Origin of the sequence: Pseudomonas sp. PDM18 (genome assembly GCF_014852585.1) — a bacterium.
In the GTDB taxonomy this organism is placed as follows: Bacteria; Pseudomonadota; Gammaproteobacteria; order Pseudomonadales; family Pseudomonadaceae; genus Pseudomonas.
In genome coordinates this window covers 930,539-944,033 of sequence record NZ_JACVBX010000001.1, presented here as the reverse complement: position 1 = coordinate 944,033, position 13,495 = coordinate 930,539, and the positions used below count along the sequence as shown (strand labels likewise).

Annotated in this window: 11 protein-coding genes; 9 read left to right on the top strand and 2 right to left on the bottom strand. The window is 64.3% G+C overall.

Annotation, left to right across the window (positions count from 1 at the left end; genetic code table 11):
* Positions 1-65: 65 nt before the first annotated feature.
* Positions 66-1,427 carry an MFS transporter gene (locus IB274_RS04590; protein WP_192430840.1) on the top strand — a complete coding sequence of 454 codons (1,362 nt, stop codon included), beginning with the start codon at positions 66-68 and terminating at the stop codon, positions 1,425-1,427.
* Positions 1,428-1,459: 32 nt separating this feature from the next.
* On the opposite strand, the gene IB274_RS04585 is transcribed toward IB274_RS04590, so the two are convergent.
* Positions 1,460-2,335: a LysR substrate-binding domain-containing protein gene (locus IB274_RS04585; protein WP_192430839.1), complete on the bottom strand. Its 876-nt coding sequence runs from the start codon at positions 2,333-2,335 to the stop codon at positions 1,460-1,462.
* 236 nt (positions 2,336-2,571) lie between these two features.
* Here IB274_RS04585 and IB274_RS04580 point away from each other — a divergent pair, with 236 nt between their 5' ends.
* The 8 genes from IB274_RS04580 (at position 2,572) to IB274_RS04545 (ending at position 11,754) form a co-directional block, all read left to right on the top strand.
* The gene (locus IB274_RS04580) at positions 2,572-3,723 is read left to right on the top strand and encodes a hypothetical protein (protein WP_225614688.1); all 1,152 of its coding nucleotides are present in this window, start codon (positions 2,572-2,574) and stop codon (positions 3,721-3,723) included.
* Between the two features lie 53 nt (positions 3,724-3,776).
* The gene (locus IB274_RS04575; RefSeq protein ID WP_192430837.1) at positions 3,777-4,715 is read left to right on the top strand and encodes a LysR substrate-binding domain-containing protein; all 939 of its coding nucleotides are present in this window, start codon (positions 3,777-3,779) and stop codon (positions 4,713-4,715) included.
* 262 nt (positions 4,716-4,977) lie between these two features.
* Positions 4,978-6,399: an aldehyde dehydrogenase gene (gene aldA, locus IB274_RS04570; protein WP_192430836.1), complete on the top strand. Its 1,422-nt coding sequence runs from the start codon at positions 4,978-4,980 to the stop codon at positions 6,397-6,399.
* A 106-nt stretch (positions 6,400-6,505) separates the two neighbouring features.
* Complete coding sequence (locus IB274_RS04565; protein WP_412548408.1) at positions 6,506-7,801, top strand: MFS transporter; 1,296 nt, start codon at positions 6,506-6,508, stop codon at positions 7,799-7,801.
* On the top strand, positions 7,798-9,015 hold the full coding sequence (locus IB274_RS04560) for a mandelate racemase/muconate lactonizing enzyme family protein (protein WP_192430834.1): 1,218 nt from the start codon (positions 7,798-7,800) through the stop codon (positions 9,013-9,015). Before IB274_RS04565 ends, IB274_RS04560 begins: the two co-directional genes overlap by 4 nt.
* Before the next feature lie 64 nt (positions 9,016-9,079).
* Entirely contained in the window at positions 9,080-10,744 is a 1,665-nt protein-coding gene (locus IB274_RS04555; RefSeq protein ID WP_192430833.1) for a GMC family oxidoreductase, read from the top strand.
* A 91-nt stretch (positions 10,745-10,835) separates the two neighbouring features.
* A complete protein-coding gene (locus IB274_RS04550) occupies positions 10,836-11,417 on the top strand; it encodes a DJ-1/PfpI family protein (protein ID WP_081516330.1) in 582 nt (193 codons plus the stop codon).
* A gap of 34 nt (positions 11,418-11,451) precedes the next feature.
* Positions 11,452-11,754, top strand: a complete 303-nt coding sequence (locus IB274_RS04545) for a ribbon-helix-helix domain-containing protein (RefSeq protein ID WP_192430832.1) — start codon at positions 11,452-11,454, stop codon at positions 11,752-11,754.
* A gap of 76 nt (positions 11,755-11,830) precedes the next feature.
* On the opposite strand, the gene IB274_RS04540 is transcribed toward IB274_RS04545, so the two are convergent.
* Entirely contained in the window at positions 11,831-13,354 is a 1,524-nt protein-coding gene (locus IB274_RS04540; protein WP_054908611.1) for a fumarate hydratase, read from the bottom strand.
* Positions 13,355-13,495 lie beyond the last annotated feature (141 nt).

Genomic DNA, 13,495 nt, shown 5'->3' with positions numbered 1-13,495 from the left:
GCGCCGCCAAGGGCGCGGTGGTTCAACCTCGCGGTGTTTCCTATAACAAAAACTCGGAGACGATCATGTCGGGTCAACCAGTCAAAATCGATGACCTGCCCATCGGCAGGTTCCACATCAAGATCGCCGGCCTCACCTTCGGCGCCCACTTCACCGATGGCTACATCCTCGGCCTGATCGGCATCGCCTTTACCCTGATCAATCCGCAGATGGCGCTGACGCCGTTCTGGCAGGGCCTGATCGGCAGCTCGGCGCTGTTCGGCCTGTTCCTCGGCAGCCTGTTCTTCGGCTGGATTTCCGACCACCTCGGCCGGCAGAAGATATTCCTCATCAGTTTCGTGCTGATCACGGCTGCATCGGTGATGCAGTTCTATGTGGAAACCGCGATGCAGCTGTTCCTCTGCCGGGTGCTGATCGGCATCGGCCTGGGCGGCGACTTCAGCGTCGGCCACGCCATGCTCGCCGAGTTCTCGCCACGCAAGCATCGCGGTGTGCTGCTGGGATCGTTCAGCGTGATCTGGACCTTCGGCTACGTCGCCGCCACCTTCGTCGGCACGGCCATGCTGTCCCTGGGCGATGACGCCTGGCGCTGGATGCTGGCGTCCTCGGCCATTCCGGCGGCGATGATCCTGATCGCCCGTATCGGCACCCCCGAGTCGCCGCGCTGGCTGGTCTACAAGGGCCGCATCGAAGAAGCCCGCGCCATCGTCAGGAAGCACCTGGGCGCCAACGTGGAGATCGACGAGGAAGTCATCAATCGCAAGCACAGCGGCTACAAGGCGCTGTTCAGCGCGCAATACCGCAAGCGCACGGCGTTCAACTGCCTGTTCTTCATCTGCATCGTCATGCCGTACTTCGCCATCTACACCTTCCTGCCGTCGATCCTGCAGAAGATGGGACTGTCCGAAGGCTTCGGCACCGAGATGATGCTCAACGCACTACTGATCGTCGGCGCGCTGCTGGGTATCTGGTGCACCATCAAGTTCAGCCGCCGCGGCTTCCTCATCAACTCCTTCCTGATCCTCGCCGCTTCGCTGTTCCTGCTGGTGCTGCTGCCGGGCAGCATGGCCTGGCTGATGGTCGCGTGCTTCGGCCTGTTCACCCTGGTGCTGTCGGCGGTGAGCAACCTGGTCGGCGTCTACCCGGCGGAAAGCTTCCCCACTGAAGTACGCGCCGGCGGAATCGGCCTGGCGACGGCGGCCAGCCGCTTGGGCTCGGCACTGAGCACCTTCCTGCTGCCGGTCAGCGTGGCAGGCATCGGGCTCAACCCGACCATGGCGATCCTCGCCGGCATCCTGCTGCTGGGCGCAATCATCTCCATAGCCTGGGCGCCGGAAACCAAGTACCTGACCCTCACCGATTGCGGTCGCGCGGAGGAGGACGCTGCGGCGCCGGCATCGCCGGGCAAAGTCGCCAGCGTGGCTTGATGCAGCCAGCGCTCCCTGGGCGTTGCTGACGCTCAGGGATTGCTGACCAGACTCAACCAGTCCTGGAAGCGCTGTACCTTCGACAGGCCCTGCCGGTCAGTCGCGATATCCAGCCAGTAGCCGTAGGGACCGATCACTTCGACGGGGGTGATCGGCAGCAGGCTTCCGCTGAGAAGCTCCCGCTCGATCATCTGCCGGTCGATCACCGCCAGTCCGCCCCCGGCCAGGGTCGTGTGGATGACCTGGTCCAGGGTGCTGAACTCGATGCCGCTGGCGGCATCGACGTCGCTGCGGCCTACCGCTTCCAGCCAGTTTTCCCAAACCCGCAGGCGCTTGCCCTCATGCAGGATGTGCAGCAGCGGGTGGGCATTGAGATCCGGTGGTTGCTCTCCGTCGAACAGCTCCGGGCTCGCCACGGCGATGTGACGTTCCATCACCAGCAGCTCGCTGTGGCAGTGGACGGCCTGCTCCAGACCGAAGCGGATGCGGCAGTCCAGCTCGCCGGCATTCTCGCCGTCCAGGTGGTTGGTGACACTCAGGTTGATGTCCGGATAGCGCTTGAGGAAGCTGCGCAGACGCGGCGACAGCCAGCGGGTACCCCAGGTCGGTGGAGCGAGGATGCGCAGGCGTTGACGCAGGTTGGGCACGCGCACGGCCTGCAGCGCACGTTCGATCTGGTCGAAGGCTTCGCCCAGGTGCGGAGCGAGGGCACTGCCGGCTTCGGTCAACGTCAGCCCACGGGGTGTGCGTAGGAAAAGGCTGATTCCAAGGTATTCCTCCAACTGCTTGATCTGCCGGCTGACGGCTCCCTGGGTGACGTTCAGTGCATCGGCCGCACGATTGAAACTGCGGTGGCGGGCTACTTCTTCGAAAACGCGGAGCATGGTCAAGGGCGGCAGATTACGCATGGCGGGGCCATCCGGAAGTACGCTCGTGGCGCGGGCTTTTTTCGCTGATTCTAGCGATGGCGATGCTTTTGGAGTATGCGTTTTTCTCGGGTTTGGGTTGCGATTTAGTCGTTTGTGTGGCGGCTCGGCCAAGGGCTAGTTTCGGCCGCGCTCACGCACCGGGGAGCACCGGGCGCGGGCGACTCCCATAACGACAAGAAACCAGCCGAGGCACCTTCAACGTGGCCAGACTCCACCTGCCGTTCCTGCTTCCCGCACTCTTCGCCCTCAGCTCCACCGCCATCGCCGTACCGGTGACCGACAACCTGGACATCGGCGGCGCCGTGCGTGCGCGTTGGGATCATGACCCGGACCGCGACATCGAGAAGTTCGGCATCGATACCGCGATGCTGCGCGTCACCTACACCTCCGACACCTGGATCGGCGCGGCGCGTTACCGGTGGTACGGCAAGGACTATCCCTACCAGTACACCCAGCACTTTGGCGACGTGAACTTCGCCGAGTACGCCTGGATCGGCTACAAGTTCGATCCGGACAAACAGGTGCAGGTCGGCCTCAACAGCATTCCCTTCGGCCTGCAGCCCTACTTCGGCAGCACCTTCTACGAAACCCTGGGCAACGTTGTTGGCCTGGAAGACGTCAACGATGTCGGTGTGAAGTACATTCAGCAGCAGGGCGGCTGGAACTTTCAGCTCGGCGCCTATGCGCGGCCAGCGTGGGCCGGCAACGGCACCAGCAACGGCGCCAGCTATTCCACCGTGGTCACCGATGCCGACAGCTACGTCGCCGACGGCAACCGCAACAAGGAACGACAGATCCTGGTCGGCCGCGTGGCGCGCTCGTTGCAGCTGGGCGACTGGAAAGCCGAGGTGGGCGCTTCCGCGCTGACCTCGCGCCTGGAAAACCGCGACACCGGCAACGACGGCCGGCGCAATGCCTACGCCGTCCACTACATGGGGCAGAACGGCCCGTGGGGCGTGCAGTTGCAAGCTGCCCGCCAGCAGATGTCTCCTAGGAATCCGGGTAGCGACGAGGTAGTCACATTCGGTGGGTACGACGGTACTTTCAATGTTGCCAGCCGCGGTAACCTATACGTCGGCGACCTGAGCTACAGCATTCCCGGAAATTTCCTTGATGGTTGGGTCAGCGGCGTGAAGATCTATGGCAATTACAGCGCCTTCGATAAATCCGCCGATGACTTCAAGACCTCCGAGCGTTTCATCCTCGGCACCTCCTTCTCGGTGAAGTCGGTGTACATCGCCGTGGAATGGCTAAACGGCCGCAACGACCCGTATATCGGTGGCAGCAGTTACACCCGGAGTCTGGCCGAAGGTGGCACCGACCACTGGGAGAATCAGCTGTACGCCAACATCGGCTATTACTTCTGATCAGCGCGCAGACGAAGCCCGCACGGGGAAGGCCGGCGGGCAGGGAAGGGTGGGTGAAACGCAAGATTCCGGCGCTCAATGCGCTGAAGGCCTTCGAAGTCGCCGGCAGCACCGGGAGCTTTACCCGTGCGGCCGAGCTGCTCAACGTGACCCAGAGCGCGGTCAGCCGCCAGGTGCGCCAGTTGGAGGAACAACTGGGCGAGAGCCTGCTGGTGCGCCGGCATCATCACCTGGAGCTGACCGAGGCCGGGCGTGTACTGCTGCGCGCGCTGCAACTCTCATTCGACCGCATCGAGCTGACGGTGCGCGGTATCCAGCAGCGCCACCACCTCAACCGCCTGCGGGTCAACGCGCCGCCGACCTTCGCCCTGCGCTGGCTGTTGCCGCGTCTGTCGCGCCTGCGCGAAGCGCACCCCGACCTTGAAGTGAGCCTGACCACCAACCTGCAGGACAGCCTTGCGCAGAGCAGCACGCTGGATTGCGCGATCCGTTTCGGCAACGGCGAATGGGACGGCCTGGACAGCTCGCTGCTGATGCACGAGCGGCACATCGCGGTGTGCGCGCCCAACCTGCTGGCGCAGCGCGAGGAGCAGGACATCGACCTGCGCAGCATGACTTTGCTGCATGTGCTGGCGCGCGACGACCAGCGCTTCCTGACCTGGCGCCACTGGCTGGATGCCGCGAAGATCCAGGGCGTCGACCTGCAGGGCGGCTACGAGTTCGACCTCCTGGACATGGCCATCCGCGCGGCCATCGACGGGCTGGGCATCACTATCGCCGACCGGCAGATGGTCGCCCGTGAACTGGCGGCGGGGCAGTTGGTGCAGATGCTCGACGTCGAGGTGCAGGGGCACCAGTCCTACTGGTGGGTCAGCCGGCCGGAGCAGGAGTTACCGTCCCACGTTCAACGCTTCCATGAGTGGTTGCAGCAGGAGGTGTGGATGACCGAGCGCAACCTGGCGGGATCGGGCTCCATCATCAGTCTTTCCTGAACGAATCCATCGTCGTTTCCTGTAGGAAGTGGTGACTTTCCTACGCGCACTAACCTGCGTTTTTTGCATGTTATGGCGGTCTATTAATCGCTTGTCGTGACCTGGGCGGCTGTCGAAACTTCGGCCAACCGATAACGACAAGAGTCACCTTCCTGCCTGCGCCGCGCCGACTTGCCCGTCGCTTGCATGAGCCAGTCTGCACCTTGTCGTTGCGTGGGGCCGCCCCCGGCCCGAAGCCTTGCTAGAACGACAGGACATGACCATGCGTACAGATCGAAACTTCATCGACGGCCGCTTTGCCGAAGCTTCCTCCGCCCACATCGCCGTGTACGACCCGGCGACCGAGCAGCAGGTCGCCCAGGTGCCGGCTGCGACCGAAGCCGATGTGCGCAACGCCGTGGAAGCCGCCGCTCGCGCCCAGCGCGGTTGGGCCCGCCTGCCGGCCATCGAGCGTGGCGAGCACCTGCGCCGCTTCGCCGAAGCGCTGGAGCGTAACGCCGATCGTATCGGCGCCGCCCTGGCCGCTGAGTCCGGCAAGAGCCTGGCCGACGCCAGCAGCGAAGCTTTCTACGCCGGCCAGATCACCCGCTACCACGCCGAATGGGCGCGTCGCATCGAAGGCGAAGTCATACCCAGCGATTCCGCCGACGAAACCATCCTGCTGCAGCGCGAACCGATCGGCGTGGTCGTGGCGCTGATCCCGTTCAACTACCCGGTGTACACCTTCCTGCGCAAGGTCGCGCCGGCGCTGATCACCGGCAACACCGTGGTGGTGCGCCCGAGCAACAACACCCCGACTTCCGCCTTCGAGATCGCCCGTTGCGCCGAGGAAGCCGGCCTGCCCGCCGGCGTGCTGAACGTGCTGACCATGAATCACGACGTCGCCGCCGTGCTCTGCCAGCAGCCGCAGATCGGCCTGATCACCCTCACCGGCAGCGTCGGCGCCGGCCGTATCGTGCTCGACTACTGCAAGGCCAACATCGCCAAGCCATCCCTGGAACTGGGCGGGAAGACCCCGGCGATCATCGAGGCGGATGCCGACCTGGATAAAGCTGCCGTCGCCATCGTCGCCTCCAAGACCACCCACTGCGGCCAGCTGTGCACCGCCATTGAGCGCGTCTACGTGCAGGCCAGCGTGCATGAGCGTTTCCTCGCCCTGCTGCGCGAGAAGATGGCCGCCGTGCGCATTGGCAACCGTGCCAGAGACGCCAGCCTGATGGGCCCGCTGCAACACGCCCGCGCCCGCCAGGACGTGCACGCCAAGGTCCAGCGCGCGCTGGCCGAAGGTGCCGTGCTGGAGTGCGGCGGCGTGCTGCCCGAGGGCGCCGGCCACTTCTATCCGGCGACCCTGCTTAGCGGCTGCCGCCAGGACATGGAGATCGTTCAGGAGGAAATCTTCGGCCCGGTGCTGCCGGTGCTGTCCTACGAGACCCTCGACGACGCGCTGACCATGGCCAACGACCACCAGTTCGGCCTGTCCTCGGTGCTGTTCACCGAGAACTACCGCAACGCCATGAAGGTCGCCAACCACATCGAGGCTGGCGAGATCTACATCAACCGCACGCCCGCCGACCCCTACCAGGGCTTCCACGCCGGCTGGAAGCGCTCGGGCCTGGGCGGCGACGACGGCAAGCACGGGATGCTGGAGTTCACCCAGACGCGCCTCGTGGTCCTGAAGTTCTGATTCGCTGATCTGCTGATCCAACCCACGGGGCCCACTGCCTGGGCTCCGTCACTCCCACTGCTGTTCCGACCAGTTGCCGGCGACCGAGCCGGCTGCGAGATGCATGATGAAAAAAACAATAAGTGCAGAAGCCATGCCCATGGCCGTGCCCGCTAACGCCAACCTCACCCGTTACATCCAGCTCGCACTGCTCGTGCTCGCGGCGGGGGCGATCTACCCGATGCTGTATCTGCGCCAGGTGTATCAGAGCACCATGCTCGAGGCGCTGGCGATCAACAACAGCGAACTGGGCTACCTCTATTCGATCCTCGGCACCGCCTTCCTGCTCAGCTACCTGCCCAGCGGCTGGCTGGCGGATCGCCTGTCACCGCGCTTCCTGATCAGCTTCTCGCTGATCGGCACCGGCCTGCTCGGTATGTGGTACGCCATGCTGCCGGGCTTCGACACGCTGCTGGTGATCTTCTGCGGTTTCGGCGTCACCACCGGCCTGACATTCTGGGCCGCGCTGATCAAGCGGGTGAAGATGCTCGCCGGCGAAGATGAGCAGGGGCGCTTCTTCGGCGTGCTCGACGGTGGCCGCGGGCTGGTCGAGGCGCTGCTGGCGACTATTGCCATCGCGCTGTTCGCCTACGTCACCGAGACCCGTGGCGAGAAGAACGCCCAGGGCCTGCAACTGGTCATCCATATGTACGCGATCTTCTGCATCGTGCTGGGCGCCGCGCTGATGCTGGTGCGCGATCCGCAGAAGAACGGCAAGCAGTCCCGCGCCGAAAAGGGCAACCTGCTGGAAGACTTCCGCACCCTGCTGCGCATCCCCGAACTCTGGCTGGTCACCGCCATCGTCTTCTGCGGCTACCACTTCTTCTGGGCCACCTACAGCTTCTCGGCCTACCTGCAGGAAGGCGGTTTCGGCCTCTCCGCCACCGCTGCTGGCATCATCACCACCATCAAGCTCTGGATGCGCCCGGTGGGCGGCATCGGCGGTGGCTGGCTGGGTGACCGCTTCTCCAAGGCCGGCGTGCTGACCTGGGCGATGTTGCTCTCCGCGCTGGGCATGATCGGCCTGATCGTGCTGCCGAGCCTGCATGTGCTCGGCGTGCTGATCTTCCTGGTGATCTTCATCGGCCTGATGACCTACGCCATCCGCGGCCTGTACTGGGCCGTGCTGGACGACTGCCGCATCCCGCTGCGCGTCACCGGCCTGGCCATCGGCATCATCTCGGTCATCGGCTACTCGCCCGATGCCTACCTGCCGCTGCTCAACGGCTGGATCACTGACCGCTTCCCCGGCTTCGTCGGCTACCAGATCTATTTCTCCTACGTCGTGGTGATGGGCCTGCTGGGCGTGGTCGCCACCCTGATCCTGAACAAGCGCATCCAGAAGAGAGCGAAACAAGCATGAAGATCGTCTCCCTCGAAACCCATGTGGTCGCCGTCCCGCCGCCCCACGTCGGTGGTATGTACTGGCTGTTCGTCAAGCTGAAGACCGATTGCGGCATCGAAGGCGTCGGCGAGATCTATGCCGCCACCTTCCATCCCAAGGTCATGGTCCCGGCCATCGAGGACGTGTTCGGCCGCTACCTGGAGAACCAGGACCCGCACCATATCGAGCGCTTCTTCCGTCGCGCCTATTCGAGCGGTTTCACCCAGCGCCCCGACCTGACCATGATGGGCATCGTCAGCGGCCTGGAAATGGCCTGCTGGGACATCATCGGCAAGGCGGCGAACAAGCCGGTCTACGAGTTGCTCGGCGGCAAGGTCCACGAGCGCCTGCGCTCCTACACCTACCTGTACCCGAAGAACGCCCAGGGCGAGTACGACTACTCCGACCCGGAACTGGCCGCCGAGTGCGCCATTGAGAATATGAAGCTCGGCTTCACCGCGCTGAAGTTCGACCCGGCCGGCCCCTACACGGCGTTCTCCGGCCACCAGGTATCGCTGGAAGTGCTGGATCGCTGCGAGACCTTCTGCCGCAAGATCCGCGAAGCGGTGGGTAGTAAATGCGACCTGCTGTTCGGCACCCACGGGCAGATGGTGCCGTCCTCGGCCATCCGCCTGGCCAGGCGCCTGGAGAAGTACGACCCGCTGTGGTTCGAGGAGCCGATCCCGCCGGGCCAGGAAGAAGCCATGGGCCAGGTTGCCGCCAAGACCAGCATCCCGATTGCCACCGGCGAGCGCCTGACCACCAAGTACGAATTCTTCAAGTTACTGCAGGCCGGCGGCGCGTCGATCCTGCAGATGAACGTCGGTCGCTGCGGCGGCCTGCTCGAAGGCAAGAAGATCGCCTCCATGGCCGAAGCCTTCTACGCGCAGATTGCCCCGCACCTCTACAACGGCCCCATCGGCGCGGCGGCGAGCTTCCAACTGGCGGCCTGCACGCCGAACTTCCTGATCCAGGAAAGCATCGGCACCTGGGACGGCTTCCACGCGCAGGTGCTGAAGAAGCCGCTGCAGTGGGAAGACGGTTACATCATCCCGTCCAGCGAGCCCGGCCTTGGCGTCGAGCTGAACATGGACGTGGTGCGCGCCCACAGCCCCTACACCGGCGAGCGCCTGCACCTGCAGATGGGCCCGGACCCCGTCGACGTGAAAGACAACGCACCGGCCAAAGGCTGATGTCGGACCCGCGCGTCCTCGAAAGAGTGCGCGGGGTTTTACCCAATACCGCGGTACGCATTCCATGAAATACGACTACATCATCGTCGGCGCCGGTTCAGCCGGTTGCATCCTCGCCGCCCGCCTGAGCGAATCGGGCGAACACAGCGTCCTGCTGCTGGAAGCCGGCGGTAAGGACAGCTCGCACTGGTTCAAGATCCCGGTGGGCTTCGCCAAGCTCTACTACAACCCGACCTTCAACTGGATGTACTACAGCCAGCCGCAGAAGCAGCTCGCCAATCGCGAACTCTATGCGCCGCGCGGCAAGGTGCAGGGTGGTTCGGGATCGATCAACGCGATGATCTACGTGCGTGGCCAGGCCCACGACTTCGATGACTGGGCCGCCAACGGCAACGACGGCTGGTCGTTCCAGGACGTGCTGCCGTACTTCCGCAAGCTGGAATCGCACCCGCTGGGCAACACTGAGTACCACGGCGCTGACGGTCCTATCCGGATCACGCCCATGAAGGGCCATACCCATCCGATCTGCGACCGCTTCCTCGAAGGCTGCCAGGAGCTGGGCTATCCCCTGAGCGACGACTTCAACGGCAAGGACTTCGAAGGCGCCGGCCTGTATGACGTCAATACGAAGAACGGCCAGCGCTGCTCCAGCAGCTTCGCCTACCTGCATCCGGCGCAGAACCGCGTAAACCTGACCATCGAGCGCAACGCGCTGGTGGAGCGCGTGCTGTTCGACGAGAACAAGCGCGCCATCGGTGTGAGCGTGAAGCAGAGCGGCGTGCAGCGTGAGTTCCGCGCCGAGCGCGAAGTCATCCTCGCCGCCGGTGCGGTGGATTCGCCCAAGCTGCTGCAACTGTCCGGGGTTGCCGACCGCGAACTGCTCGACCAGCACCAGATTCCCCAGGTGCACCAACTGCCCGCCGTGGGCAAGAACCTGCAGGACCACCTGTGCGTCAGCTACTACTACAAGGCCAATATCCGCACCCTGAACGATGACTTCGGCTCGCTGTTCGGCCAGGCGAAACTTGGCCTGGAGTACCTGCTGACCCGCAAGGGCCCGCTGTCGATGAGCGTGAACCAGAGCGGCGGCTTCTTCCGCAGCGACGATCAGCTGGAGCACCCGAACCTGCAGCTGTACTTCAACCCGCTGTCCTACCAGATTCCCAAGAGCAACAAGGCCAGCCTGAAACCCGAGCCGTATTCGGGCTTCCTGCTCTGCTTCAACCCCTGCCGTCCGACCAGCCGCGGCGAGATCCGCATCGCCTCGAAGAACCCGGCCGACGCCGCACTGATCGACCCGAACTACCTGAGCACGCAGAAGGATATCGACGAGGCTATCCAGGGCAGCCACCTGATCCGCAAGATCATGAACGCCCCCGCGCTGAAGAAGATCACCGTGGAAGAAGTCCTGCCGGGCCCCGCTACTCAGTCCGACGAGCAGATGCTGCAGTACTTCCGTGAGAACTGCGGCTCGATCTACCACCTGTGCGGCAGCTGCGCCATGGGTAGTGACGCGCAGACCTCAGTGGTGGACAACCGCCTGCGCGTGCATGGTCTCAAGGGGCTGCGCGTGGTCGATGCGTCGATCTTCCCCAATGTCACCTCCGGCAACACCAACGCCGCGGTGATGATGGTGGCGGAGAAGGGCGCCGACCTGATCCTCGAAGACGCGCGCCAGGTCGCCGAACAGCGTCCGGCCGTAGAGCCGGCCCAGCGCGCGACGGTGTAGTAGCGGCGTATTACCCCGCCGGCAGCCTGACTGACTAAGCTCTCCCGCATGCCTGGCCACCACGGTCGGGCCCTGCCGGGAGATGCCCACGATGGCCGCGAAGAAGATCCTGATGCTGGTCGGCGATTACGCCGAAGACTACGAAACCATGGTGCCGTTCCAGGCACTGCTGATGGTCGGGCACACCGTCCATGCCGTCTGCCCCGACAAGAAGGCCGGTCAGAGCATCCGCACCGCCATCCACGATTTCGAAGGCGACCAGACCTACAGCGAGAAGCCTGGGCACAACTTCGCCCTCAACGCTGACTTCGCCGCTGTGCGCGCCGAAGACTACGACGCGCTGCTGATCCCCGGCGGCCGCGCCCCGGAATACTTGCGCCTGAACGCCAAGGTGATCGAACTGGTGAAAGCCTTCGATGCCGCGAAGAAGCCCATCGCTGCCGTCTGCCATGGCGCCCAGTTGCTGGCCGCCGCTGGCGTGCTCAAGGGCCGCGCGTGCAGCGCCTACCCGGCCTGCGGCCCGGAAGTGACGCTGGCCGGTGGCGAGTATGTGGACATTCCGGTGGACGCCGCCCACGTCGACGGTAACCTGGTCACCGCTCCGGCTTGGCCGGCACACCCCGCCTGGCTGGCGAAATTCCTCGACGTGCTGGGCACGAAGATCAGCCTGTAAACTGATTCCGTTAACCAGCCTGGAGGAGCCGTCCATGTGCGAACTCTACGTAAAGGCCGACCCGATTCTCTACGAGTCACGCTCGCGCTCGCTGCGCATCCGCGGCGTGGTCACCACGCTGCGTCTGGAGAACCAGTTCTGGGACATCCTGCGCGAGATCGCCGAGGTGGACGGCATGACCACCAATCAACTGATCACCAAGCTCTACGACGAGGTGATGGACTACCGCGGGGAGGTGGTGAACTTCGCTTCCTTCCTGCGGGTGAGCTGCACGCGGTTCCTCGCCCAGCGCCGTGACAACATCGTCGAGCTGAGCCGGGTGCCGCGCAGCGCCTGACCTTCAGGACCTGAATCGCAGACATGAAAAAGCCCGGCACTTGGCCGGGCTTTTTCATGGGGCGCTCATGCAGTGATTACTGCACTTCCACCGCCAGGTTCTCGGCGATCTTCTTCTGCCAGATGGCCGGGCCGGTGATGTGCACCGACTCGCCATTGGTGTCGACCGCAACGGTCACCGGCATGTCTTTGACTTCGAACTCGTAGATCGCTTCCATGCCCAGTTCGGCGAAGGCCAGGACCTTGGACTTCTTGATCGCCTGGGCGACCAGGTAGGCAGCGCCGCCCACGGCCATCAGGTAGACGGCCTTGTTGTCCTTGATTGCCTCGATGGCGATCGGGCCGCGCTCGGACTTGCCGATCATGCCCAGCAGACCGGTCTGCTCGAGGATCTGGCGGGTGAACTTGTCCATGCGGGTCGCGGTGGTCGGGCCAGCCGGGCCAACCACTTCGTCACCGACCGGATCGACCGGGCCGACGTAGTAGATGAAGCGGCCCTTGAGGTCCACCGGCAGCTCTTCGCCCTTGTTCAGCATGTCGACCATGCGCTTGTGCGCAGCGTCGCGGCCGGTGAGCATCTTGCCGTTGAGCAGGATGGTCTCGCCCGGCTTCCAGCTCTGCACTTCTTCCGGGGTGATGCTGTCCAGGTTGACGCGGCGCGCGGACGGGCCGGCTTCCCAGACGATCTCCGGGTAGGCGTCCAGGGACGGTGCTTCCAGCTCGGCGGGGCCGGAGCCATCGAGCACGAAGTGTGCGTGGCGGGTGGCGGCGCAGTTGGGGATCATGCACACCGGCAGGGAAGCTGCGTGGGTCGGGTAGTCCATGATCTTCACGTCCAGCACCGTGGTCAGGCCGCCCAGGCCCTGGGCACCGATACCCAGCTGATTGACCTTCTCGAACAGTTCGAGGCGCATTTCCTCGATCTTGTTCTGCGGACCGCGGGCCTTCAGCTCGTGGATGTCGATCTCGTCCATCAGGACTTCCTTCGCCATCACCGCGGCCTTCTCGGCGGTGCCGCCGATGCCGATGCCGAGCATGCCCGGCGGGCACCAGCCGGCGCCCATGGTCGGAACGGTCTTCAGGACCCAGTCGACGATGGAGTCGGACGGGTTGAGCATCGCCATCTTCGATTTGTTCTCGGAGCCGCCGCCCTTGGCTGCCACGTCCACTTCCACGGTGTTGCCCGGGACGATGGAGTAGTGGATCACGGCCGGGGTGTTGTCCTTGGTGTTCTTACGCGCGCCCGCCGGGTCGGCCAGGATGGAGGCACGCAGGACGTTCTCCGGCAGGTTGTAGGCGCGGCGTACGCCTTCGTTGATCATGTCGTCGACGCTCATGGTGGCGCCGGCCCAGCTCACATCCATGCCGACGCGGACGAACACGGTGACGATACCGGTGTCCTGGCAGATCGGGCGGTGGCCGGTGGCGCACATGCGCGAGTTGATCAGGATCTGCGCCATCGAGTCCCGGGCAGCCGGCGATTCTTCGCGCAGGTAGGCCTCATGCATGGCCTGGATGAAATCAACCGGGTGGTAGTAGGAGATGAACTGCAGGGCATCGGCGACGCTCTGGATCAGGTCGTCTTGCTTGATCACGGCCATGGAGCACGGTCCTCTTCAGGCAGGGTAAGACAGGCTTCTAGCCTGCTACATCAGGGTTTCGCCGACACGGCTGCGGCGAAAAAAGGCGCCATAGTATAGCGCCGCGGCCGCTTGCCGCGCACTCGCCAGTGATCCGACCTT

Bases quoted from the DNA above. Each gene is read 5' to 3' on its own strand.
- IB274_RS04590 (WP_192430840.1), top strand. From the start codon at position 66: ATGTCGGGTCAACCAGTCAAAATCGATGACCTGCCCATCGGCAGGTTC.
- IB274_RS04565 (WP_412548408.1), top strand. From the start codon at position 6,506: ATGAAAAAAACAATAAGTGCAGAAGCCATGCCCATGGCCGTGCCCGCT.
- IB274_RS04550 (WP_081516330.1), top strand. From the start codon at position 10,836: ATGGCCGCGAAGAAGATCCTGATGCTGGTCGGCGATTACGCCGAAGAC.
- IB274_RS04585 (WP_192430839.1), bottom strand. From the start codon at position 2,335: ATGCGTAATCTGCCGCCCTTGACCATGCTCCGCGTTTTCGAAGAAGTA.
- IB274_RS04540 (WP_054908611.1), bottom strand. From the start codon at position 13,354: ATGGCCGTGATCAAGCAAGACGACCTGATCCAGAGCGTCGCCGATGCC.
- IB274_RS04560 (WP_192430834.1), top strand. From the start codon at position 7,798: ATGAAGATCGTCTCCCTCGAAACCCATGTGGTCGCCGTCCCGCCGCCC.
- IB274_RS04555 (WP_192430833.1), top strand. From the start codon at position 9,080: ATGAAATACGACTACATCATCGTCGGCGCCGGTTCAGCCGGTTGCATC.
- IB274_RS04545 (WP_192430832.1), top strand. From the start codon at position 11,452: ATGTGCGAACTCTACGTAAAGGCCGACCCGATTCTCTACGAGTCACGC.
- aldA (WP_192430836.1), top strand. From the start codon at position 4,978: ATGCGTACAGATCGAAACTTCATCGACGGCCGCTTTGCCGAAGCTTCC.